General features: G+C 68.2%; 21 protein-coding genes and 1 tRNA gene. 10 read left to right on the top strand and 12 right to left on the bottom strand.

The window, feature by feature from the left end:
- Positions 1-53: 53 nt before the first annotated feature.
- The 4 genes from ACIQZO_RS36145 to dnaK are packed head-to-tail and all read right to left on the bottom strand — an operon-like array spanning position 54 to position 4,250.
- Entirely contained in the window at positions 54-527 is a 474-nt protein-coding gene (locus ACIQZO_RS36145; RefSeq protein ID WP_030755701.1) for a heat shock protein transcriptional repressor HspR, read from the bottom strand.
- A 1-nt stretch (position 528) separates the two neighbouring features.
- A complete protein-coding gene (gene dnaJ / locus ACIQZO_RS36140; RefSeq protein ID WP_403634934.1) occupies positions 529-1,710 on the bottom strand; it encodes a molecular chaperone DnaJ in 1,182 nt (393 codons plus the stop codon).
- A 39-nt stretch (positions 1,711-1,749) separates the two neighbouring features.
- The gene (gene grpE, locus ACIQZO_RS36135; RefSeq protein ID WP_403634931.1) at positions 1,750-2,403 is read right to left on the bottom strand and encodes a nucleotide exchange factor GrpE; all 654 of its coding nucleotides are present in this window, start codon (positions 2,401-2,403) and stop codon (positions 1,750-1,752) included.
- The gene (dnaK, locus tag ACIQZO_RS36130; RefSeq protein ID WP_403634928.1) at positions 2,403-4,250 is read right to left on the bottom strand and encodes a molecular chaperone DnaK; all 1,848 of its coding nucleotides are present in this window, start codon (positions 4,248-4,250) and stop codon (positions 2,403-2,405) included. The genes grpE and dnaK overlap by 1 nt, the downstream gene beginning before the upstream one ends.
- Positions 4,251-4,505: 255 nt before the next feature.
- On the opposite strand from dnaK, the gene ACIQZO_RS36125 reads away from it, so the two are divergent.
- Together ACIQZO_RS36125 and ACIQZO_RS36120 are read left to right on the top strand one after the other, a co-directional pair.
- Positions 4,506-5,042, top strand: a complete 537-nt coding sequence (locus tag ACIQZO_RS36125; RefSeq protein WP_403634926.1) for a sugar transferase — start codon at positions 4,506-4,508, stop codon at positions 5,040-5,042.
- A 110-nt stretch (positions 5,043-5,152) separates the two neighbouring features.
- The gene (locus ACIQZO_RS36120) at positions 5,153-7,687 is read left to right on the top strand and encodes a heterodisulfide reductase-related iron-sulfur binding cluster (RefSeq protein WP_403634924.1); all 2,535 of its coding nucleotides are present in this window, start codon (positions 5,153-5,155) and stop codon (positions 7,685-7,687) included.
- 71 nt (positions 7,688-7,758) lie between these two features.
- Here ACIQZO_RS36120 and ACIQZO_RS36115 read toward each other — a convergent pair whose 3' ends face one another.
- Positions 7,759-8,460 (bottom strand): hypothetical protein, encoded by a 702-nt coding sequence (locus ACIQZO_RS36115; RefSeq protein ID WP_403634922.1) that lies wholly within the window; start codon positions 8,458-8,460, stop codon positions 7,759-7,761.
- A 267-nt stretch (positions 8,461-8,727) separates the two neighbouring features.
- Here ACIQZO_RS36115 and ACIQZO_RS36110 point away from each other — a divergent pair, with 267 nt between their 5' ends.
- Entirely contained in the window at positions 8,728-9,648 is a 921-nt protein-coding gene (locus ACIQZO_RS36110; RefSeq protein ID WP_403634919.1) for a Yip1 family protein, read from the top strand.
- Between the two features lie 83 nt (positions 9,649-9,731).
- On the opposite strand, the gene ACIQZO_RS36105 is transcribed toward ACIQZO_RS36110, so the two are convergent.
- The gene (locus ACIQZO_RS36105) at positions 9,732-10,229 is read right to left on the bottom strand and encodes a phosphoribosyltransferase (RefSeq protein ID WP_382589192.1); all 498 of its coding nucleotides are present in this window, start codon (positions 10,227-10,229) and stop codon (positions 9,732-9,734) included.
- Complete coding sequence (gene dcd / locus ACIQZO_RS36100) at positions 10,226-10,813, bottom strand: dCTP deaminase (RefSeq protein ID WP_403634916.1); 588 nt, start codon at positions 10,811-10,813, stop codon at positions 10,226-10,228. Before dcd ends, ACIQZO_RS36105 begins: the two co-directional genes overlap by 4 nt.
- A 471-nt stretch (positions 10,814-11,284) precedes the next feature.
- On the opposite strand from dcd, the gene ACIQZO_RS36095 reads away from it, so the two are divergent.
- Positions 11,285-11,355 (top strand) — tRNA-Gly (locus tag ACIQZO_RS36095).
- Between the two features lie 383 nt (positions 11,356-11,738).
- Here the strand turns inward: ACIQZO_RS36095 and ACIQZO_RS36090 are convergent.
- The 4 genes from ACIQZO_RS36090 to ACIQZO_RS36075 form a co-directional block, all read right to left on the bottom strand.
- Positions 11,739-12,803 carry a hypothetical protein gene (locus tag ACIQZO_RS36090; protein WP_403634913.1) on the bottom strand — a complete coding sequence of 355 codons (1,065 nt, stop codon included), beginning with the start codon at positions 12,801-12,803 and terminating at the stop codon, positions 11,739-11,741.
- A gap of 55 nt (positions 12,804-12,858) precedes the next feature.
- A complete protein-coding gene (locus ACIQZO_RS36085) occupies positions 12,859-13,278 on the bottom strand; it encodes a hypothetical protein (RefSeq protein ID WP_403634911.1) in 420 nt (139 codons plus the stop codon).
- 351 nt (positions 13,279-13,629) lie between these two features.
- Complete coding sequence (locus ACIQZO_RS36080; protein ID WP_403634909.1) at positions 13,630-14,397, bottom strand: hypothetical protein; 768 nt, start codon at positions 14,395-14,397, stop codon at positions 13,630-13,632.
- 2 nt (positions 14,398-14,399) lie between these two features.
- A complete protein-coding gene (locus ACIQZO_RS36075) occupies positions 14,400-15,140 on the bottom strand; it encodes a type IV toxin-antitoxin system AbiEi family antitoxin (protein WP_403634906.1) in 741 nt (246 codons plus the stop codon).
- 1,134 nt (positions 15,141-16,274) lie between these two features.
- Here ACIQZO_RS36075 and ACIQZO_RS36070 point away from each other — a divergent pair.
- The 5 genes from ACIQZO_RS36070 (at position 16,275) to ACIQZO_RS36050 (ending at position 19,402) form a co-directional block, all read left to right on the top strand.
- Positions 16,275-16,478 (top strand): cold-shock protein, encoded by a 204-nt coding sequence (locus tag ACIQZO_RS36070; protein WP_030873616.1) that lies wholly within the window; start codon positions 16,275-16,277, stop codon positions 16,476-16,478.
- A 321-nt stretch (positions 16,479-16,799) separates the two neighbouring features.
- Positions 16,800-18,314, top strand: coding sequence for a DEAD/DEAH box helicase (locus ACIQZO_RS36065; protein ID WP_403634903.1), 1,515 nt, complete (start codon positions 16,800-16,802; stop codon positions 18,312-18,314).
- A 46-nt stretch (positions 18,315-18,360) separates the two neighbouring features.
- Positions 18,361-18,765 carry a CBS domain-containing protein gene (locus ACIQZO_RS36060; protein WP_403634901.1) on the top strand — a complete coding sequence of 135 codons (405 nt, stop codon included), beginning with the start codon at positions 18,361-18,363 and terminating at the stop codon, positions 18,763-18,765.
- A gap of 49 nt (positions 18,766-18,814) precedes the next feature.
- Positions 18,815-19,129 carry an SCO5918 family protein gene (locus tag ACIQZO_RS36055; RefSeq protein WP_403634898.1) on the top strand — a complete coding sequence of 105 codons (315 nt, stop codon included), beginning with the start codon at positions 18,815-18,817 and terminating at the stop codon, positions 19,127-19,129.
- A gap of 3 nt (positions 19,130-19,132) precedes the next feature.
- The gene (locus tag ACIQZO_RS36050; protein ID WP_403634895.1) at positions 19,133-19,402 is read left to right on the top strand and encodes a hypothetical protein; all 270 of its coding nucleotides are present in this window, start codon (positions 19,133-19,135) and stop codon (positions 19,400-19,402) included.
- A 35-nt stretch (positions 19,403-19,437) separates the two neighbouring features.
- Here ACIQZO_RS36050 and ACIQZO_RS36045 read toward each other — a convergent pair whose 3' ends face one another.
- Positions 19,438-19,863: an ATP-binding protein gene (locus tag ACIQZO_RS36045; RefSeq protein ID WP_403634893.1), complete on the bottom strand. Its 426-nt coding sequence runs from the start codon at positions 19,861-19,863 to the stop codon at positions 19,438-19,440.
- Positions 19,864-21,089: 1,226 nt separating this feature from the next.
- Between ACIQZO_RS36045 and ACIQZO_RS36040 the strand changes: the two genes are divergently transcribed.
- On the top strand, positions 21,090-21,428 hold the full coding sequence (locus tag ACIQZO_RS36040) for a MerR family transcriptional regulator (protein ID WP_403634890.1): 339 nt from the start codon (positions 21,090-21,092) through the stop codon (positions 21,426-21,428).
- Positions 21,429-21,791: the final 363 nt, after the last annotated feature.

The raw sequence follows: 21,791 nt of genomic DNA, 5'->3' as shown, positions 1-21,791 counted from the left end.
GGTGTGAGACAGAGACCTCGGGGACCGGGTACGAGCCCGGGCCCGGGCCCGCGTCAGTCCATCGGCCGCTTGGGGCTGGGCCGCCAGACCACCAGGGCACTGCCCGGCTGCGGAGGCTGGTACGGGACCAGGTCGCGCCGGTACGAGGCGTGCACCTGGGCCTCGCGCGCCTGGAGCGTGGCCGCCGCGCCGTCCACGGCCGCGGCGAGCTCGGCCACGCGCTGCTGGAGCGCCGCGACCTGGTTCTCCAGTTCGATGATCCGCTTGATGCCCGCCAGGTTGATGCCCTCGTCCTGCGACAGCGCCTGCACCGTACGGAGCAGTTCGATGTCGCGGGCCGAGTAGCGCCGGCCGCGGCCGGCCGTACGGTCCGGGGAGACCAGGCCGAGACGGTCGTACTGACGGAGGGTCTGCGGATGCAGGCCCGAGAGCTGGGCGGCCACCGAGATCACGTAGACCGGGGTCTCGTCGGTGAGTTGGTAGGCACCACTGCCCAGACGAGAGGACTGTCGTCGGCGGCCGTCCATGTCATGCTCCCTTCGCGGACTCGAACAGCGCGGAGCGCGGGTCCTGCGGCTCCGTCGCCTCGCGGTACATCTCCAGGGCCTCACGGGCCTTGTCGGACAGCTCGGTCGGGACCGCGACCTCCACCGTGACCAGGAGATCGCCGCGGGTGCCGTCCTTGCGGAGGGCGCCCTTGCCGCGGGCCCGCATGGTGCGCCCGTTGGGCGTGCCCGGCGGCAGCTTCAGCGTCACCGAGGGGCCGTTCAGGGTCGGGACCTTGATGTCGGCCCCGAGCGCCGCCTCCGCGAACGTCACGGGCACGGTCACCGTCAGGTTGTCGTCCTTGCGGCCGAAGACCGGGTGGGTGCCGACGTGCACGACGACATAGAGGTCACCGCCGGGACCGCCGCGCTCGCCCGGCGCGCCCTTGCCGCGCAGCCGGATCCGCTGGCCGTCGGAGACGCCCGCCGGGATCCTGACCTGCATGGTGCGAGAGCTGCGGGCGCGCCCGCTGCCCTTGCAGACGTCGCAGGGGGTCTCCGCGATCAGGCCGCGGCCCTTGCAGTCCGCGCAGGGGTCCGTCAGCGAGAAGCCGCCGCCGCTGCCGCGCGAGACCTGGCCCGTGCCGACGCAGGTCGGGCACACCCGGGGGGTGCCGTTCTTGTCGCCGGTGCCCGAACAGGCCTTGCAGGGAGCCTGGGAGGACATCCGGAGCGGGACCGTGGCCCCGTCCACCGCCTCCGTGAAGGAGAGGGTGACCTCCGACTCGATGTCCTGGCCGCGGCGCGGCTGGGTACGGGTGCCCGTACCCGGGCCGCCGCCGCGGTTGAAGAGGCCGCCGAAGACGTCACCCAGGCCGCCGCCGAAGCCGCCGGCCTGACCGGCGCCCTGCTGCTGGCCCCCGAAGAGGTCGCCGAGGTCGAAGTTGAACGAGCCGCCGCCGCCCGGCCCGGGGCGGAAGCCACCGTTGCCGAACAGGGCGCGCGCCTCGTCGTACTCCTTGCGCTTCTTGGCGTCGCCGAGGATGTCGTTCGCCTCGGAGATCTCCTTGAAGCGCTCCTCGGCCGAGGCGTCGCCCTTGTTGGCGTCCGGGTGGAACTCGCGAGCGAGCTTCCGGTACGCCTTCTTGATCTCGGCCTCGGTGGCGTCCTTCGGGACACCGAGGACCTTGTAGTAGTCCTTCTCGACGAAGTCCTTCGTGCTCATCCCCGGTGTCCCTCCTCTCGTGCTCCTACGTGTGGTGCATCAGCCCTTGTCGGGGGCATCCGTGTCCTTGTCGGACGGTGCTTCGCCCTCCGCCGACTCGGACTTGGGGGCCGCGCCCGGCTGGGGCTCGGCCACCGCGACCCGTGCGGGACGGATCGTACGCTCGCCGATCCGGTATCCCGGCTGCAGGATCGCCACGCACGTGTCCTCGGTGATGTCCGGCGCGTACGAGTGCATCAGGGCCTCGTGGATCGTCGGGTCGAAGGGCTCGCCCTCCTTGCCGAACTGATGCAGACCCATCTTGGCGGCGACCGTCTCCAGCGATTCGGCCACCGACTTGAAGCCGCCGACCAGCTCGCCATGTTCCCGCGCCCGGCCGATGTCGTCCAGGGTCGGGAGCAGTTCCGTCAGGAGGGACGCGACCGCGATCTCCTTGACGGTGATCCGGTCCCGCTCCACCCGGCGGCGGTAGTTCTGGTACTCCGCCTGGAGCCGCTGGAGGTCCGCGGTGCGCTCGGAGAGCGCGGTACGGGCCTGGTCCAGCTGCGCCAGCAGCGCTACGTCCTGACTCGCGTCCCCGGCCGGGGCCGCCGCCTCCTCGTTGGCGGAGTCGGCGGCCTTCGGCTCGGCGTCGTTCTGACCGGCGTCGGGGACTTCGGGCTTCTCGTCGAAGCCCGGGGTCTCCTCCGACATCAGGCAGCGCCGCCCTTCGGCTTCTCGTCGTCGACGATCTCGGCGTCGACGACGTCGTCGTCGGCCTTGGCCTGGCCCGCGTCACCGGCGCCGCCGGCCGCACCCTGGGCGGCCTGGGCGTCGGCGTAGATCGCCTGGCCGAGCTTCTGGCTGACCGCGGCGAGCTTCTCCGTCGCAGTGCGGATCTCGGCCGTGTCCTCGCCCTTGAGCGTCTCCTTCAGCTCGGAGACGGCCGTCTCGACCTCGGTCCTGACGTCGGCCGGGACCTTGTCCTCGTTGTCCTTGACGAACTTCTCCGTCTGGTAGACGAGCTGCTCGCCCTGGTTGCGGGACTCGGCCGCCTCCTTGCGGCGCAGGTCCTCGTCCGCGTACTGCTCCGCCTCCTGGCGCATGCGGTCGACCTCGTCCTTGCCGAGCGAAGAGCCGCCGGTGACGGTCATCTTCTGCTCCTTGCCCGTGCCGAGGTCCTTGGCCGTGACGTGCATGATGCCGTTGGCGTCGATGTCGAAGGAGACCTCGATCTGCGGGACGCCACGCGGGGCCGGGGGCAGGCCCGTCAGCTCGAACATGCCGAGCTTCTTGTTGTACGCCGCGATCTCGCGCTCGCCCTGGTAGACCTGGATCTGGACGGACGGCTGGTTGTCCTCGGCCGTCGTGAAGATCTCGGAGCGCTTCGTCGGGATCGTGGTGTTGCGCTCGATCAGCTTGGTCATGATGCCGCCCTTGGTCTCGATACCGAGGGACAGCGGGGTCACGTCGAGGAGCAGGACGTCCTTGACCTCACCCTTGAGCACACCGGCCTGGAGGGTGGCGCCGATGGCGACGACCTCGTCCGGGTTGACGCCCTTGTTGGCGTCCTGGCCGCCGGTGAGCTCCTTGACGAGCTCGGCGACGGCCGGCATACGGGTGGAGCCGCCGACCAGGACCACGTGGTCGATCTCGGACAGCGCGATGCCGGCGTCCTTGATGACGTTGTGGAACGGGGTCTTGCAGCGGTCGAGCAGGTCCGCGGTCAGCTGCTGGAACTGGGCGCGCGTGAGCTTCTCGTCCAGGTGCAGCGGGCCCTCGGCGGAAGCCGTGATGTAGGGCAGGTTGATCGAGGTCTCCGTGGAGGAGGACAGCTCGATCTTCGCCTTCTCGGCGGCCTCGCGCAGGCGCTGGAGCGCCATCTTGTCCTTGGAGAGGTCCACGCCGTGACCGTTGGCGAACTGCTTCACCAGGTAGTCGACGACGCGCTGGTCCCAGTCGTCACCACCGAGGTGGTTGTCACCGTTGGTGGCCTTCACCTCGACGACGCCGTCGCCGATCTCCAGGAGCGACACGTCGAAGGTGCCGCCACCGAGGTCGAAGACGAGAATGGTCTGGTCGTCCTTGTCGAGGCCGTAGGCCAGGGCGGCGGCCGTCGGCTCGTTGACAATGCGCAGGACGTTCAGGCCCGCGATCTCGCCGGCCTCCTTCGTCGCCTGACGCTCGGAGTCGTTGAAGTAGGCCGGGACGGTGATGACCGCGTCCGTGACCTTCTCGCCCAGGTACGCCTCGGCGTCGCGCTTCAGCTTCTGCAGGATGAAGGCGCTCATCTGCTGCGGGTTGAAGTCCTTGCCATCCAGGTTGATCTTCCAGTCAGTGCCCATGTGGCGCTTGACGGAGCGGATGGTCCGGTCCACGTTCGTGACCGCCTGGCGCTTGGCCACCTCGCCGACGAGGACCTCGCCGTTCTTGGCGAAGGCGACGACGGACGGCGTGGTCCTGGCGCCCTCGGCGTTGGTGATGACGGTGGGCTCGCCGCCTTCCAGAACGCTGACGACGGAGTTAGTGGTGCCCAGGTCGATGCCGACCGCACGTGCCATTTCAATTCCTCCAGCTGACTTGAGTGGAACAGACTCAACCATGCCCCATCGCCGCGCGTGCGTCAACAGAACTGAGTCGAGTCGACTCAACCTTTAACCCTCTCTTACGCGCAATCTTTGAAGGCGGCCCACGGGCCGGTGGTGCGCGGCACGGGGTCCGGGGGCGGCGCCCCCGGCAGCGGCGGCACGGCCGAACGGGTCACCGCAGCCGCGCGCCACCGCAAGACCGCCGCAGGCATACGGCAGCGTGCTGGCATGCCGCTCACTCTCTCCACCCCCCTGCTGCGGGCCCGCATCCCCACGGTCCCGCCGGCGAAGAGGGTGTTCGACCTCGCCGGAGCGGCGATCCTGCTGACCCTGCTCGCGCCGGCCCTGACAGCGGCCACCGCACTGCTGTACGCGACCCAGGGCGGGCGGCCCTTCGCACGGGAGGCCGCGGCAGGCCTGGCCGGCAGGCCGTTCCGGACCTGGCGGCTGCGCACCGCCGACACGGGCCGGCTCGGGGCGGTCCTCGACCGCTGCGCCCTCGACGCCCTCCCGCAACTGCTGAACGTGCTCCGCGGCGAGATGTCGCTGGTCGGGCCGCGCCCGGAAGCCCGAACGGACCGCCCCGAGCGGCTGCTTGTACGTCCGGGAATGACCGGTTTGTGGCAGGTCAGCGCGCGTTCGGACCTCCCCTGGGAGGAGATGGCTCTGCTCGACCGGCACTACGTGGAGAGCCACTGGCTCGGGATGGACCTCGCGATCCTGGCGCAGACCCCGCGCGCGGCGTACCGGCAAAGGGTCGCCTGAGCGACACAGATCACCGCACGCTCGGCTACATTGCGGCGTCGGGAATGGGTAACCTCAAGCCTTGACTTCATAAGTTACCGCTTAGTAAGTGCCGCCCGAGGAGCCCTTCCATGCAACTCGCCGCGATCATCGTGTCGCTGGTCCTGACCGTGGTCGGCGTCGCGCTGCTCGCCCGAGCCGTGGCGCAGATCTACCGCTTCGTGAAGCTCGGCCAGCCCGTGCCGGCAGGCAGCCGCACGGATGACCCGAAGGCCCGAACGCTCACCCTCGTCCGCGAGTTCCTCGGCCACAGCCGTATGAACCGCTGGGGCATCGTCGGCTTCGCGCACTGGTTCGTCGCGATCGGCTTCCTGACGCTGCCGCCGACCCTGGCGCAGGCCTACGGCCAGCTCTTCCAGGCCGACTGGGTGCTGCCGATCGTCGGCGGCTTCCTGCCGTTCGAGCTCTACATCGAGTTCATCGGCCTGATGACGGTCGTCGGCATCCTGGTCCTGATGGCGATCCGGCTGCTCAGCCTGCCCTCGCGGGCCGGCCGCAAGTCACGCTTCACCGGCTCGAAGGCCTGGCAGGCGTACTTCGTCGAGTACATCATCCTGACCATCGGCCTCGCGATCCTGTGCCTGCGCGGCCTCGAGGGCGCGATCCACCACGTGGACAGCTACGAGCCGGCGTACTTCGTCTCGTACCCGCTGGTGCTGGCCTTCAAGGGACTCTCGGCGAGCGCGCTGCAGAACGCCATCTACTTCACCGCGATGATCAAGATCGGCACCTCGCTGATCTGGATGATCGTGGTCTCGCTCAACACCAACATGGGTGTCGCCTGGCACCGCTTCCTCGGCTTCCCGAACATCTGGTTCAAGCGGAACGCGGACGGCTCCACGGCCCTCGGCGCCCTCCTGCCGATGACCTCGGGCGGCAAGGAGATCGACTTCGAGGATCCGGGCGAGGACGACTCCTTCGGTGTCTCCCAGGTCGAGCAGTTCTCCTGGAAGGGCATCCTCGACTTCTCCACGTGCACGGAGTGCGGTCGCTGCCAGTCGCAGTGCCCGGCCTGGAACACGGGCAAGCCGCTGTCCCCGAAGCTGCTCATCATGTCGCTGCGCGACCACGCGCACGCCAAGGCCCCGTACCTGCTCGCCGGTGGCGGCAAGGACATGGAGGGCAATGAGAAGGCCACGGCCGAGCAGCTCGCCGGCGTCCCGGCCGCCGCTCTCGCGGAGGCCGAGCGCCCGCTGATCGGCACCGCCGAGGAGAACGGCGTCATCGACCCGGACGTGCTGTGGTCCTGCACCACCTGCGGCGCGTGCGTGGAGCAGTGCCCGGTCGACATCGAGCACATCGACCACATCGTCGACATGCGCCGCTACCAGGTGATGATCGAGAGCGCGTTCCCGTCGGAGGCGGGCACGATGCTCAAGAACCTGGAGAAGAAGGGCAACCCCTGGGGCCTGGCGAAGAAGCAGCGCGTCGAGTGGACCAAGGAGGTGGACTTCGAGGTCCCGATCATCGGCAAGGACGCGGAGGACCTCTCCGAGTTCGACTACCTCTACTGGGTCGGCTGCGCCGGCGCCCTGGAGGACCGGGCCAAGAAGACCACGAAGGCCTTCGCGGAGCTGCTGAACATCGCGGGCGTCAAGTTCGCGATCATGGGCGGCGACGAGAAGTGCACCGGTGACTCGCCGCGCCGCCTGGGCAACGAGCCGCTGTTCCAGCAGCTGGGCCAGGAGAACGTGGCCATGCTGAACATGGCGTTCGGCGAGGACGATGAAGATCCTTCGACCCGTAAGCCGAAGTCGGCGAAGCGGATCGTCTCGACCTGCCCGCACTGCTTCAACACCATCGCGAACGAGTACCCGCAGCTGGGCGGCGAGTACGAGGTCATCCACCACACGCAGCTGCTCCAGCACCTGATCGACGAGGGCCGCCTCACGCCGGTCACGCCGGTCGACGGCCTGATCACGTACCACGACCCGTGCTACCTGGGCCGGCACAACAAGGTCTACACGCCGCCGCGCGAGATCATGTCGGCCGTGCCGGGCCTGCGCCAGCAGGAGATGCACCGCCACAAGGAGCGGGGCTTCTGCTGTGGCGCCGGTGGCGCGCGGATGTGGATGGAGGAGCGGATCGGCAAGCGCATCAACAATGAGCGCGTCGACGAGGCCCTGTCCCTGAACCCGGACATCGTCTCCACCGCCTGCCCCTTCTGCCTCGTGATGCTCACCGACTCGGTGAACGGCAAGAAGAACGACGGCCAGGCGAAGGAACACGTCCAGGTGGTCGACGTGGCGCAGCTGCTGCTCGACTCCGTGAAGATTCCGGGCCCGACGGAGGCGGAGCTGGCGGCGCTCGCGGCGGAGGCCGCGGCGGAGGCCGAGGCGGAAGCCGCGGCCGAGGCGGAGGCCGCGGCGGCGAAGGCTGCTGCCGAGGCGGAAGCGAAGGCGGAAGCCGAGGCGAAGGCTGCCGCGGAGGCGGAGGCCACGGCGGAAGCCGAGCCGGAGGCTGAAACGGAGCCGGCGGCCGAGGCGAAGGCCGACACCACGCCCGAGGGCGAGCCCGAGGCCGAGGCGAAGGCGAAGGCCGACGCCACGCCCGAGACCAAGACCGAGGCCAAGACCGACCCCGAGGCCGAGTCCGAAACCAAGTAGGGCCACGCACAGCACCGGAACGGCCGGTCCCCACGCGGGGGCCGGCCGTTCCGGCGTGTACGGGCGGGGACTCAGCGGTGGCTGCGCGGCACGGCGAAGCCCACCCCGGCCACACCCGCCGGGAAGTCGTACACCCAGCTGTTCCCGCCGCTCCTGCCGTCGATGACGACGAACGTCACGCGCTTGCCGTCCCGGACGAGCCGGTACGTCCAGCCGTCGCTGTACGCGCTCGGCCGCGCGAGGTCGAGCGCGCCGAGCACCCGGCCGTTCGGCAGGGATATCTCGACGTGCTTGCCGTTCGGGCCGTCCACGAGCACCGCGATCCGCCCGTCGGGCATCGCGATCCGCACCGAGCTCACCTTCTTGGCCTCCTTCACGTGCGGCTCGGGCTTGGGCTGCGGCTGCGGCTTCGGCTTCGGCGCGCCGTCCATCCACGAGGTGATGGAGCCGTTCGGCTGGAGCACGACGTGCAGGCCGTTGCTCTGCCCGTACGACGCGGCCGCGCCCTTGCTGACCAGAGTGTCCAGCCTCGTGGAGCCGGCGAGGATGTCCGCCTCGAAGTGGTTGCCGCTGATCCGGTGGACCTTGGCGACGGACCCGTCCGCCGGCTTCACCGCGGTGACGTACGCCCTGACGCCCGGGGCCGGCTTCACCGCCGCCTCCGGTGCGGCCGGTGAGTCCGCGAAGGCGGACCCGACCGGGAGGGCCAGGAGGGTGGCCGCGCCGGCGACGACGGCTGCGCTGCGGAGAGTGGTACGGCGAGTGTTGCGCATGGTGTGGGCTCTTCTCGTGCTCGTTCGTGCTGCGGGGCGGCGACGCGTACGAAGCCACGGACCTGATATGCGCGTATTCCATCGACAACGTAACGGAAAGCCGCAGAACGCCACTCAACCCGGTAGACCGGACACACGGTCAGGCCCGACCCGGGGTGGGGACAACCCCTCGGGGATCCCCTAAGGGATGTCACAGGTCAGCCGCAAAGGGTGGCTGTTCCGGCCGCCCGGCCACCGACGCCCGCCGGACCAGGTACGTTCGATCACGTGGCTGGATTCAGGATCGGACGCGGCCGGGACAACAACCGCTCTCCGCAACAACCCCCGCAGCAGCAGCAGTCGTACGGTCAGCAGCAACCGCCGCCGCCGTACGGCCAGCCGCCCTACCCTCCCGTCGGCGGGCCGCCACCGCAGCAGCAGTGGCCGCAGCCGGGCGCCGGGGGCCAGGGCGAGCCGGAGTACTTCGACCCGTACGGACAGCAGCCGCCGCATGCGCAGCAGCCCCCGTACGGCCACGGGGGCAGCGGCGGCGGTGGGGGCTACACCAACGACAACCCGGGGCACACCCAGGTCTTCGCCGTCGGCGAGGACCCGTACGGCCAGGGCGCGACCTACCAGGCGGGCGCGGCCGCGGCCGCGCCGTCCGGGCCGCGGCTGCCGTGGAAGGAGCTGCTCCGCGGCATCGTGACGCGGCCGGGGCAGACCTTCCTGCAGATGCGTGACTACCCCGTCTGGGGCCCCGCGCTGATCGTGACCTTCCTCTACGGGCTCCTCGCGGTCTTCGGCCTCGACGACGCCCGCGAGGACGTCATCAACGCGACCCTGGCCAAGGCCGTCCCGATCGTCCTCTCGGCCGGCGTGGCCTTCGTCATCTGCGGGATGATCCTGGGCGCCGTCACGCACACGCTGGCCCGCCAGCTGGGCGGCGACGGCAGCTGGCAGCCGACCGTGGGCCTGTCGATGCTGGTCATGTCCATCACGGACGCGCCGCGCCTGCTGTTCGCCGTGTTCCTCGGCGGCGACAACATGGTCGTCCAGGTCCTGGGCTGGGCCACCTGGGTCGCGGCCGGAGCCCTCTTCACCTCGCTGATCAGCAAGTCGCACGACCTGCCGTGGCCGAAGGCCCTGGGCGCGTCCGCGATCCAGCTGGTCGCGCTGCTGTCGATCATCAAGCTGGGCACGATCTAGCCCCGCCCCGCGAAGACAAAAGGGCCCGCCGCGCACGATCTGCGCGGCGGGCCCTTCCCGTATGCCTGGGGCGGTCCGGCGGACTAGGCGTCGAGGACCTGGCCCTCGCGCTTCACGACGGGCGGCTCGACGGACCAGGGGAAGTTGATCCACTCGTCGGTCTTCTTCCACACGTACTCGCACTTCACGAGGGAGTGGGACTTCTCGTAGACGACGGCGGAGCGCACCTCGGCGACGTGGCCGAGGCAGAAGTCGTGGACGAGCTTCAGCGTCTTGCCGGTGTCGGCCACGTCATCGGCGATGAGGACCTTCTTGTCCGTGAAGTCGATCGCCTCGGGGACGGGTGCCAACATCACGGGCATTTCAAGAGTGGTACCCACGCCCGTGTAGAACTCGACGTTCACGAGGTGGATGTTCTTGCAGTCCAGCGCGTACGCCAGCCCGCCGGCGACGAACACGCCGCCGCGGGCGATGCTCAGGATGATGTCGGGCTCGTAGCCGTCGTCGGCGATCGTCTGCGCCAGCTCGCGCACGGCGCGCCCGAAGCCTTCGTAGGTCAGGTTCTCGCGTACGTCGCTCATGCCTCGTGCCTGACCTGGGTGCGGTGGAAGTTCTGGAAGGAGCGCGAGGCGGTCGGCCCGCGCTGCCCCTGGTACCTGGACCCGTAGCGCTCGCTGCCGTACGGGAACTCGGCGGGCGAGCTGAGCCGGAACATGCACAGCTGCCCGATCTTCATGCCCGGCCAGAGCTTGATCGGCAGGGTGGCGAGGTTCGACAGCTCGAGGGTCACGTGACCGGAGAAACCGGGGTCGATGAACCCGGCGGTCGAGTGCGTCACCAGACCGAGGCGGCCCAGGCTGGACTTCCCCTCCAGCCTGGAGGCGATGTCGTCGGGCAGCGAAATGACCTCGTACGTCGAGGCGAGGACGAACTCACCGGGGTGGAGGATGAACGCCTCGTCCCCCTCCGGCTCGACCATCCGGGTCAGGTCCGCCTGCTCGACCGCCGGATCGATGTGGGCGTAGCGGTGATTCTCGAACACCCGGAAAAACCGGTCGAGACGTACATCGATGCTGGAGGGCTGCACCATCGAATCCTCGAACGGGTCGATGCGAACCCGTCCGCTGTCGATCTCGGCCCGGATGTCTTTGTCAGAGAGAAGCACGTCCCGAGGATACGCAGAGCGCGCGGGCCACCCCCAATCGAGAGGGGTCGACCCGCGCGCCCGGCCCAGCGTCCACCGCTGCCTAGCGCTTCACGCCCCCCACGGGCACGGCGTGGCGCAGGCGCGCGCACCGCGGACACCTCAGCAACCGCCCGGGCCCGATCCGGCCGGCACCGAGGTGCTGCAGCGGGAAGGAGGCGGTACTGAAAACGTGCCCTTCGGCACAACGGACGACGGTGTGCTCCATCGAGTCCCTTTCCCCAACAAACCATACTGCGACGAATCGCCACATTAAGGGATGTTCGGTACCCGCTCCAGCCGCCGCTCCGCACTCACACGGTACGCCCCAACTCCCGCACCCACACGCCTCGGTGCACGCCACACACGACAACGACCCCGCGGCAAATTCACCGGGGGTCGATCATGAGGTAGAGTGTGGAAAGCCACGGATCCAGGCAACTGGCCCGATGTGCGGATGTAGTTTAATGGTAGAACATGAGCTTCCCAAGCTTATAGCGCGGGTTCGATTCCCGTCATCCGCTCTTGCAAGAAGGCCCAGGTCATCGACCTGGGCCTTCTTCGTTGTCCAGACCCGTCGAGGCGCCGCGCACCACTAGCGCACCACCTGTCTTCCCCGCGCGGCCTGCTCGGCAGCCTCCTGTCACCCCGCGCGACCATCCCTGTCAGCCCCGCCCGCACCTCCTTCCGCCTGTGGTGATCAGAGTGCCGGTAGATCAACGCGGCCTTATCCGAGGGCCGGCATGCGCGGACCATAGATGCCTTCGAGGTGGCAGCGGCCCAGGGAGCAATCCGCACTTCGGAATCACCAGACATGCGGCGGGGGCACTGGGAGCAGCGGCTCATAACGACCCATCGCTGGGCTCAAGACCACCACGGAGCGGGTGCTGCGCCGTGGTGGCCAGAGTCACGGGCAGGAGGTGCCGGTCGCCGGATAGAGGGAGACATCCTCAGCTCGCATGCGGACGGCATGTTCGGAAGAGAAGCGGCCACGCGCCGGGGAGGGATCCCACACCCACAGGTCGCTGCCTTCCCGGGGGAACACCAGGACGGGCCGGCTCGTCGGGAGCGGGCCCGGCTGGACGGAAATCGGTTTGGCCGGGTCAACCGGTCGCACGCAAACCAGCCGCCCCTTGATACCGAAGTATCCCGGAGGCTGATCGCCCTTGACCGCAGCCGAGTATGTACGTTCCGCAGCAGCCTGGACCTCCTTCAAGGTCAGCTCAGCCACCCCGAGGGCTGCGAGCAGGACGAGTAGGGGAAACACCCCATTCACCATCACGCCTTGCGAGATGTGCAGGTTGAAGTACTTGGCCCATCCGTAAAGGGACACGTAGATCAGTGTGATCACAAGTGTCAGTGCCACCGGCTTGAGTGCCGCAGAGGAGCGCCAGTAGAAACTGATGTGCACGGCAGGCTCGGGGCTTCCCAACACATCTTCGAGATAGGCCGTGTGAAGGAAGGAACCGATCCAAGGAAGCACGAACGGAAGCGGCGCGATGAGCACGGGCAGAAGCAGCAGCCGATTGCGGCTCAGCCACGAGCGGGAGAAAGCATGCCAGCAGCCGGAAACGGTCAACAACATCAGCAGTCCCTGGGCCAACCCCCAAGCCTGGGCTCCGAACCCGGCTGGGCCGTGTACCAGCCACTGGTGCACCACCCAGGTCGAGCCGCCCACGACGACCGCACCGCACGCGAGGCGCATGAGCCGGGGCCTTGGCTCGTTCGACGTAATCCAGTGGCCAACCGGCCCGAAAGCAGTGAGAGGCGCCAGCAACGCCAGAAACCGCCACGGGGAGGAGAACGACGCAATCGTCCAGGCACACAGCAGCGGGAAGGCCGCAGCGAGCAGTGCCATCGCCGCAGGTCCAAAGCGGCGCAGAACATCACTCGGTGACGATGATTCCTCTGTCTCCCGTCTTGGTCTGGGCCCGACAGAAAGGCGAAGGTCGTGGATGTCGTCGTCGAACACCGCAGATCCCTGCGTGAGATTCGCCCACTGCTCCTTCACCCTGGCCTTCAGCTGCTCACCGTCCTCCCCCGGGGACGAGCGGAACAGTCAGCACATGACCGGTATCGGCTCCGCCGAGGGCCTGGATGTGGCGTCCAAGCCAGCGGCGGAACCTCCCAGCCCCCGGCGGCGTCCGTCGCACCACCCGTACCAGGGTGGTACCCCGCTCCTCCTCGTACCGGGCGAGTCTTGCCTCCCGGATCTGGAAGTTGACTGGAGGTTTCCTCAATAGGCGGACCGCCTGCTCGCGGACAGCACCAACCGCCGTCCTCCGCTGGCCGTACGCGAGGGCATCGATGACCAGAACAACGCGCCCATCTGTCACCATCAACCTGTCGTGCGGCTGTGCGGTCCGTACCTTCCATCCCGGCTGGGATCCGAGTGCCTCGACCGCGCGCTGGGTCTCATCCGGGTCGTTGGGTCCCTCGACGATCACCCAGACGCGCTGAGTGGCAGCAGGGAGCACTTCCCCCGCCGCGCCGCCGCCGTCAGGCTGACCGGCCACGGCCCCGGCGGCACTGGGCTCACCTCTCTGGGGCGGCACCACCGCCGGCAAGTGGGCCCGTCCAGGGCGCCTCACCTGCACTAAGGCATTCAGAAGTCCCGCCACCGTCTTCCTCCTTCTACTCCTGTGAAGTGGAGGAGAAAGAGTGACAGCAGGCACTGACAAAGCACTCACCGGGCAACGTTGCGGCCAACAGGACGGAGCGGCAACGGTTCCAACTGTATTGCTTGCTTGTGCACCACCTCGCAAGCAACGAAGTCACGGGCCTTCCGTCGCCTCGCTTCACGAAGACGGAGACAAGAACGCGAACATGGCCTGGCCGTCCACCCGGGCGCTCTCGTCTGTCAGTTGACGCCAAGCTGCATGCTGCGGATCGTTCAAGGCCTTCGCGAACGCGAGCTTCTTACGGTCACCCTTGTCGAGTTGATCTCTGAGTTGCAGAGGATTGGCGGGCAACGAGAGCAAGAACGCCAGATCGCGGTAGTGACGTTCCGGTGAAGCGGTCTTGATGCTCACTGCGGCAGCCTTTGCCACGATCGCCCCAAGCAGACTGGGGCGGCGAATGCGGCCCGTACGGTTCCCCAGCTGAACCACCACAGCCTCGGTGCGCTGCGCAGCCTGCCGGCCGCCTGGCACCTCCAGCGTGCGGCCGGGCGGCGTCGTTGTGAGGTCTGCACGGGGGCCGAGGTTGTCGGGCGCCAGCAGATCCACCACCAATCGCTGTGGCTCCACACCGCGCTGATAGCGATGCAACAGGTTGCCCTGCGGCGACATCCCTGCTGGGGAGAACCCGAGCCGTTCCAGCGCCGCGACCAGACGGCGCAAGCTCTGCTGGTCAGACTGCACATCAGCCAGGACATCCAGGTCGGCGCTCGCCGCCGGTGGAGTCCGACCGTGCTCCAGGCCGTGCAGGAGCACCATCTGCCCACCGATCAGCGACCAGGCATCCGGCACGCGCTCCGACAGGTCGAACAAAACGCCCCACAGCTCCACCAGCGGATCGGCGAATAGGTCTGATTCCAGTCGCACGTCGGGCATCTCCACCACCATGATCACACCCTCCGAGGCTGTACGTAGCGAGCCAGAAGAACCTCGAGGAGCCCGGCTGCCGCGGTGTCGGCTCGGCCCTCGTGGAGGTCCAGCAAGTCGGCCGCCACTACCGAGGCCGGAGCATCACGGACCTGCCCAGCCGTTACAGGCCTTGAAGTCAGGAACGACCACATCTCCGCCGGGGGAACGCGGAGCAAGACATTGCCCCGCTCTTCGTCACGGACCAACCCGAACTCGGCTTCCAACTTGTCCACCTTCTCGGGATGGACGTAGATCTCCGCACGACCGAGAGCGACATAGTCCGCCCCCACCTGGGCTGCGGCGCTTGCTCCACCCCTCACCACTTCCTGAGCGGCGATCAACGCCGGCAGCATGCCTGAATGAACGCGGTACGAGCGCAGCTCAGCCCGGGCAGCAAGAAGCTCTTGGAGTAGCGCCGGGGCCGACCGCTCGTGAACCAGGAGATTCCGCAACCGCATCTTCACCCGGGACCTTTCGGCGTCGGACAGACCCACGGGCCGATTGCCGTCCAGTACCGCCAGTACGCCCCACGCGTTTCGGACCGACAGCGGTCTCCGCGAACGAGGGCCCCGGTCCTTGCGATCCCGGACGCTGTCCCCGGAAACCAGCCAACGGCCACCGACTCGCTGGCCTTGGAGCTTTCCGTCGTGCAGCAACTGACGAACACGGGAGTCATCCACCCCGAGCAGGGCCGCAGCCTGCTTCACCGACAGCAATTCCATGACCAGCTCCTTGCGGCTGCCCTCACGAAGGCGGGAGAGAACACGCAATCAGCCTCCCACCCCGACCGTCTTGCGTCAACTCTCACGATTCCGGGAGGCAAGGCGCAATCGCCTCCATGGCGGCCCGACGCATGAGGCTTCCCCTGCGGCACGGGCCCCCTCACCAGCACCGACCCTCCCGGTTGCACGCGCAGCGCGGGCCCCGTCGCACGGTGTCGAACCCTTTCCGATCCGCCTACCCGGCGGGGGATACACCCCAGCCGACGGGCACGTGCCCTATCCGTGCCCTTCGGAGCGGTGAACAGCGGTCAATACGGGCGCAGGCAGACCCACGCGGCAGCCTGCTCGGCGGGGTGTTTTCGCAGGTCAGACGCCTTACCGGTGCCCGGTACGCCATAGATTCCCAAGCTTATAGCGCGGGTTCGATTCCCGTCATCCGCTCCATTACAAAGCCCCAGGTCAGCGACCTGGGGCTTGTTTGTTGTCTAGACCTATCGGGCCCTGCCGTGCCCTCCGCGTGCCCCAACTCCCCTGAACCCCCTGGCCAGAAGGCTCTTCACGGGCCGTCTGGACCGTAGGAGCGCGATGCGGTCTCGCACCCGCGAGGGGCCATGTGCATGACCCGCGCCACAGGCTGCTCGGGTCCATCCGTTCGCACCCCGAAACGCAGGCGATCAACCACCCCGCCGCACCGACCAGTTCGCGCGGGCATGCGGCGCCTCGCCGAGCCCCCTCCGGACGCCCCGACCGCCTCCACAGCAGCGACTTTCCGTTCGTTGCCTTGCGGGATCCCGACACCGCATGCCGCAGCCTGCGGCGAGCACGCAAGAACACTGCGCTCGGGGCGAATCAATATCTATGACCGCGGCCTAAGGATTTAATGGATCCAGTGGGGAGAGTTTCTACTGCAACACGGCCGATGGAAATAATCAACGCACACAAGCCACTGCAGCGTGCTACTGTCGATCTCGGTTGCAGTTTTGGTACCCAAGAAACTTCAAGCGCCTCCAGCCGGAATTCATTCCACTGGAAGCGTTTTGTATTTTCCGGTCGTTTACCGGGCGGGGCATCATCGCGGCGACACGGCGTCCGCATAGTGCAGACGCTGATGTATTGCCCCAAAGGAGATATGACATGGCTGCTGGTACCGTGAAGTGGTTCAACGCGGAAAAGGGTTTCGGCTTCATCGAGCAGGAGGGTGGCGGCGCTGACGTGTTCGCCCACTACTCGAACATCGCCGCCCAGGGCTTCCGCGAGCTGAACGAGGGCCAGAAGGTCACCTTCGACATCGCGCAGGGCCAGAAGGGCCCGACGGCCGAGAACATCGTTCCCGCCTAAGCGCTGAGACGCATTCTGCAGCTGGGGCTTGCATCCCTCGGGGTGCGGGCCCCAGCTGCACGCATTTCCCGCGGTGCGTTCACCCGCGGTATTGAGCATTGAGACACTCGGCCGACCGGCCCCCTCTGCGCCGCATCCGAGTCCCTTGCTTTGGTTGTCGCGTCCACAATGACGCCACCTTATTCCAGCGCCTGAGCCCGTACAGATTTCCTGTCCGCCAGATCCGCTTTCGCATTTCAATCGGCCCGTTCTCGCAATTCCCTGCGCCGCTCCTACGCTGCGGGAATTCCTTGATACGTGCCGTATCAAGGAAGGTTCCGCATGAACCCCACACGTACGAACGACCGCTCCTCCCGCACCCGAAGCCGCACCGGCGGCCCCGCTTTCGGTACCGGCGCTGGCTCGGGCCGGGGCAGCCGCTTCGGCTCTTCGGCCCAGAGCCGCTCCGGAGCCCCGAGCCGCTCGGGCGGATACGGCCGCCGGCCCGCCGCGATCCAGGGCGAGTTCGCACCGCCGAAGACGATCACCCCCGCACTGCCCGCCGTCGAGGCCTTCGCCGACCTCGCCATGCCGGCCCAGCTGCTCGCCACACTCACCCGCGAGGGCATGGCCACGCCGTTCCCGATCCAGGCCGCCACGCTCCCCAACACCCTCGCGGGCCGCGACGTCCTCGGCCGTGGCCGCACCGGCTCCGGCAAGACCCTTGCTTTCGGCCTCGCCCTGCTGGCCCGTACGGCCGGCCAGAGCGCCGAGTCGGGTCAGCCGCTCGCGCTGGTCCTCGTACCGACGCGCGAACTTGCCCAGCAGGTCACCGCCGCCCTCACCCCCTACGCCCGGGCGGTCAAGCTGCGCCTGGCCACCGTGGTCGGCGGCATGCCGATCTACCGCCAGGCCGCCGCACTGCGCGCCGGGGCCGACGTGGTCGTCGCCACGCCCGGCCGCCTCAAGGACCTCATCGACCGTGGTGACTGCCGGTTGAACCAGGTCGCGATCACCGTCCTCGACGAGGCCGACCAGATGGCCGACATGGGCTTCATGCCCCAGGTCACCGCCCTCCTCGACCAGGTGCGTCCCGAGGGTCAGAGGATGCTGTTCTCCGCCACCCTCGACCGCAACGTCGACCTGCTGGTGCGCCGCTACCTGACCGACCCGGTCGTGCACTCGGTCGACCCCTCGGCCGGTGCGGTGACGACGATGGAACACCACGTCCTGCACGTCCACGGCGCCGACAAGCAGCGGACGACGACGGAGATCGCGGCCCGCGACGGCCGGGTGATCATGTTCCTGGACACCAAGCACGCAGTGGACCGCCTCACCCAGGACCTTCTCGACAACGGGGTACGGGCCGCGGCCCTGCACGGTGGGAAGTCCCAGCCGCAGCGGACCCGGACCCTGGCCCAGTTCAAGACCGGCCACGTCACCGTCCTGGTCGCCACCAACGTCGCGGCCCGCGGCATCCACGTCGACAACCTGGACCTCGTCGTGAACGTCGACCCGCCGACCGACCCCAAGGACTACCTGCACCGCGGCGGCCGCACCGCCCGCGCCGGCGAGTCCGGCAGCGTCGTCACCCTCGTCACCCCCAACCAGCGCCGCGAGATGGCCCGCCTGATGACGGCCGCCGGCATCAGCCCGCAGACCACCCAGGTCCACTCGGGCGACGAGGCCCTGAACCGCATCACCGGCGCCCAGGCACCCTCCGGCATCCCGGTCACCATCACCGCACCGGTATCCGAGCGGCCCAAGCGCAGCACGGCCTCCCGCGGCCGGCGCGGGCCCGCCTCGGCTGCCCGGCGCGCGAGCGCGCGGCAGTCCGCCTTCGATGCGGCGGCCTGAGAACCACGTGATCAGGAAACTGACCCATCTCTGCAGGAGGCAGATTTTGACGCTGGTCCAGATGCAGCCCCGCTCCCCGCATGCCGACCTCACGCACCGGACGGTGGACGACGCCATGGAGGCGGCTGGTCCGCAGGTCTGTGACGACATGACCGTCGAGGTGGCCTTGGCCGTCACGGCCAGTTCCCGCACGGACCATCTGCTCGTCTGCGACGAGGACGGCCTCTGCACCGGGCTGATCACGCGGGAGCAGCTCAGCTCCATCCGCGACAGCGCCGCGTACACCGACCGGCTCCGTCTGCGCGATGTCCTCGGTGACCACGGGCCGTTCACCTCATTCATGACCACGATGGCCGAGGCCGAGCACGCGATGCGCTACCGCAAGCTCGCCGCCCTGCCCGTCGTCGATGAGCAAGGCAGCGCTCTGGGCGTCCTCGCCCTCGCCCGCTGAACCACCTCACCATGGCCGGACCCCTCCTCTCTTCTCTCTGTGAGGCATCATGCGCTGTGTCATCGCCCGCTTCCCGTTCGACCTGACCAAGACGGGAGTCCTGGAATCCATGAAGGGCATCAAGCCTGAACAGGTCGTCGGCGAGTCCGTGATCATCGGCCGCCGCACCTACCCCGTCAAGCAGGTCGGCCAGGTCGTCACCCGCCAGGACCGACGCGACTTCAGTGCCGGCGAAGTCCTCCGCGCCATGACCCAGCTCGGCTTCACCTGCCGCGGAACCCTTCCCGAAACCACCGTGGCCGCACGCGTACTCAGCCCCCTCCAGCGGGCCTCCGCCATGCTCGGGACCCCCGCGACCGCCTGACCGGTGGGCGCCCGGCGCGCGCCGCCACCCGAACAGCGAAGAGGGCCCGACCAGTACGCCGGTCGGGCCCTTCCGCATACCCCCAGGGAAGCGCACCTGGGTGAACCGCACTCCGGCTGGCCTGGCATCAGCGCCCTGACCGCCGCCGGAAACCGCGTACAGGCCGCCCAGGCCGACATCGAACTCGCCGCCGTCCCCGCCCACACGCTGCACGTCCTGCGGATCATCCGCATGGACCAGGCCCTCCGCCCCGTGCCCGGCACCGAGTCCTGACCGTCAGGACTCCGCGCGGAGAGGCCCTGGCTCGGCTACCCGACCGCAGGCTCGCGCTTTCCGCCGGTCCGACGGGGCAGGAGGGCTCGTACGGCTTTCCCGCCTCCGGGCGTGGGCGTGACAATGGTGGCGCGGGCGAGGTCGTTGACCATGTGCCAGCCAAACCCGCCGGTGCCGTCGACGAGGTCGGGGGTACGCATGCGCGGCGCGTGGGGACTGGAGTCCTCGACGGCGACCTCGATGGTGTCGGAGTGCACGGCCAGGCCAAGCGCGTAGGCGCCGCCGCCGTGACGCAGGGCGTTGGTGACGAGCTCGGAGACGACCAGGATCACGGTGTCGGCGCAATCCCGATCGATGCCCCACGGCCCAAGGGCGCCGAGGAATGTCCGGGTGGCCTGGCGCGCCTCGGCGACGGCGGACGGAGAAGCAAGGGCTGTGCACTCGGCGCTCATCGTGGTCATCGCGCGCTCCGGGTCTGTTGTCGGTGTCCGGCCTTGCCTGCCCGGTCGTTGTTCCCTGACCCACGACTGTTCAACCTGACGCGACCGGATTACCTCCGTGGCACGCACTCAAAAATCTATCGCGACTGGAGTAGACATTGGGTGGTGGCGTGGTTATGGTTTCTCTCGTAACCCAGAGAGACAGCAGGGCCCGGCAGAGACGAACTGCCGGGCAGCAGTACACGCAGTACCCGAAGTTGCAGTGCGCAGGACGGTGCGGTGGTGGAGTCCCGAAGCCAAGCAGTTGAACGACGGCGACGGGACTGACGACCGGACCGGGTGGCCCGCAGTGATCAGGGGCCACCACGAGCAGTACCCAGCAGTGAAGTCAGTGAGCAGCACCTCGGTGAAGGCGTCGGCTGCGGCGCGCGCACCGGGAAGTTCGGCAGTGGGGTTCTAAGCCAGAGCAGACGCAGGACGGGCGACGGGGCTGGCTGCCGAAACGTGGCGCTAGGTCAGGTCACGAGCAGTACAAGCGGTTCGCAGTACAGCAGTAATCACCACCCGCAGTAGACGCAGTACCCGTAGTTGCAGTGCGCAGGACGGTGCGGTGGTGGAGTTTCGAAGCCAGAGCTACTGCAGGATGGCGACGGGACTGACGACCGGACCGGGTGGCCCGCAGTGATCAGGGGCCACCACGAGCAGTACCGCAGTTGACGCAGTGGCAGTACCTGTAAGTGCAGTTCTCGTAAGTGCAGTACCCAGCAGTGAAGTCAGTGAGCAGCACCTTGGTGAAGGCGTCGAGTGCAGGCGCGGCCACCAGGAAGTTCGGCAGTGGGGTTCCAAGCCAGAGCAGATGCAGGACAGGTAACGGGGCTGGCTGCCGAAGCGGCGCTAGGTCAGGCCGCGAGCATGACAAGCAGTACGCGGTAGAGCAGTGAGCATTACCAGCATTACGCAGTCCCCCGCTTGGTAAGCAGTTGATCACCGAGGGAAGAACGGAGGAGCTTAGCGCCATCAGGATCGCCCGGGCCGGCAGGTAGAAGCCCGGGTACCGCAGGACATCGATAGTGAGGTGGTCTCCGGTCAAGCAACCGCGATCCCCGCATTCCCGGCAGCATCTCGGCCAGGTCAGCGGAAACAGAAGGCCGGCGCAGTATCAGGGCCGGCAGATGGTGTAGCAGTTCCTTCGGGGCCCTGGTGCCATAGGCACCAGGGCCCCTCCACGCGTTCCAGAAAGAGGTTCAATGACAGCAGACGACTCGTTCGGCCGTCTCGACGACGACGATTACCCCGCCTACACCATGGGCCGGGCCGCAGCGATGCTCGGCACCACCCAAGGTTTCCTCCGCGCCCTGGGCGAGGCCCGCCTCATCACCCCGCTCCGCTCGGACGGCGGACACCGCCGCTACTCCCGCTACCAGCTGCGCATCGCCGCCCGCGCCCGCGAACTCGTCGACCACGGCACCCCGATCGAATCCGCCTGCCGGATCATCATCCTGGAAGACCAGCTCGAAGAAGCCCAGCGCATCAACGCCGAATACCGCCGCGCCAGCGAATCCTCCGATCCATCGGCATCGGCCTGAGGTGATCGCGCCCGTCGGCATCGGCGGGCTCTCGATCTTGACGCATTCCCGAGGCGACGGGGGTGGGCAGGCGCGTGGCCTCTTCGGACTCTCTCCTTGCCGCCACCCTTCGGCACCGCAAGCCGGACCCGAATGGCCTCGCTGCGCCCGCCACACAGGCCCAGGGGGCGACGTTCGGACCACTGCGGCTTCGCCGTCCTTCTCACCGCAACTTGGACTCTGGACGCCGCGGGCCTCGGGTGCCGAGGCTTCTGCGCGGTCCGCCCTGTCTCGGCGACGGGTGAAATGAGGGCCACGGACGGCGGATCAAAAGTGAGCCACTCTGCGATCTCTTGATCATTCTGACTTCACTGGAGCTGGAGT

Origin of the sequence: Streptomyces sp. NPDC097617, assembly GCF_044761485.1 — a bacterium.
In the GTDB taxonomy this organism is placed as follows: domain Bacteria; phylum Actinomycetota; class Actinomycetes; order Streptomycetales; family Streptomycetaceae; genus Streptomyces.
The sequence above is the reverse complement of the archived record's forward strand: the minus strand, read 5'-3'. Positions and strand labels throughout refer to the sequence as shown.

What these genes read in the sequence shown, in the direction of transcription:
- ACIQZO_RS36070 (WP_030873616.1), top strand. Translation starts at nt 16,275, where the DNA reads ATGGCTGCTGGTACCGTGAAGTGGTTCAACGCGGAAAAGGGTTTCGGC.
- ACIQZO_RS36120 (WP_403634924.1), top strand. Translation starts at nt 5,153, where the DNA reads ATGCAACTCGCCGCGATCATCGTGTCGCTGGTCCTGACCGTGGTCGGC.
- ACIQZO_RS36125 (WP_403634926.1), top strand. Translation starts at nt 4,506, where the DNA reads ATGCCGCTCACTCTCTCCACCCCCCTGCTGCGGGCCCGCATCCCCACG.
- ACIQZO_RS36055 (WP_403634898.1), top strand. Translation starts at nt 18,815, where the DNA reads ATGCGCTGTGTCATCGCCCGCTTCCCGTTCGACCTGACCAAGACGGGA.
- ACIQZO_RS36065 (WP_403634903.1), top strand. Translation starts at nt 16,800, where the DNA reads ATGAACCCCACACGTACGAACGACCGCTCCTCCCGCACCCGAAGCCGC.
- ACIQZO_RS36105 (WP_382589192.1), bottom strand. Translation starts at nt 10,229, where the DNA reads ATGAGCGACGTACGCGAGAACCTGACCTACGAAGGCTTCGGGCGCGCC.
- ACIQZO_RS36075 (WP_403634906.1), bottom strand. Translation starts at nt 15,140, where the DNA reads ATGGAATTGCTGTCGGTGAAGCAGGCTGCGGCCCTGCTCGGGGTGGAT.
- ACIQZO_RS36040 (WP_403634890.1), top strand. Translation starts at nt 21,090, where the DNA reads ATGACAGCAGACGACTCGTTCGGCCGTCTCGACGACGACGATTACCCC.
- dnaJ (WP_403634934.1), bottom strand. Translation starts at nt 1,710, where the DNA reads ATGAGCACGAAGGACTTCGTCGAGAAGGACTACTACAAGGTCCTCGGT.
- ACIQZO_RS36045 (WP_403634893.1), bottom strand. Translation starts at nt 19,863, where the DNA reads ATGACCACGATGAGCGCCGAGTGCACAGCCCTTGCTTCTCCGTCCGCC.
- ACIQZO_RS36115 (WP_403634922.1), bottom strand. Translation starts at nt 8,460, where the DNA reads ATGCGCAACACTCGCCGTACCACTCTCCGCAGCGCAGCCGTCGTCGCC.
- grpE (WP_403634931.1), bottom strand. Translation starts at nt 2,403, where the DNA reads ATGTCGGAGGAGACCCCGGGCTTCGACGAGAAGCCCGAAGTCCCCGAC.
- dnaK (WP_403634928.1), bottom strand. Translation starts at nt 4,250, where the DNA reads ATGGCACGTGCGGTCGGCATCGACCTGGGCACCACTAACTCCGTCGTC.
- ACIQZO_RS36145 (WP_030755701.1), bottom strand. Translation starts at nt 527, where the DNA reads ATGGACGGCCGCCGACGACAGTCCTCTCGTCTGGGCAGTGGTGCCTAC.
- ACIQZO_RS36080 (WP_403634909.1), bottom strand. Translation starts at nt 14,397, where the DNA reads ATGGTGGTGGAGATGCCCGACGTGCGACTGGAATCAGACCTATTCGCC.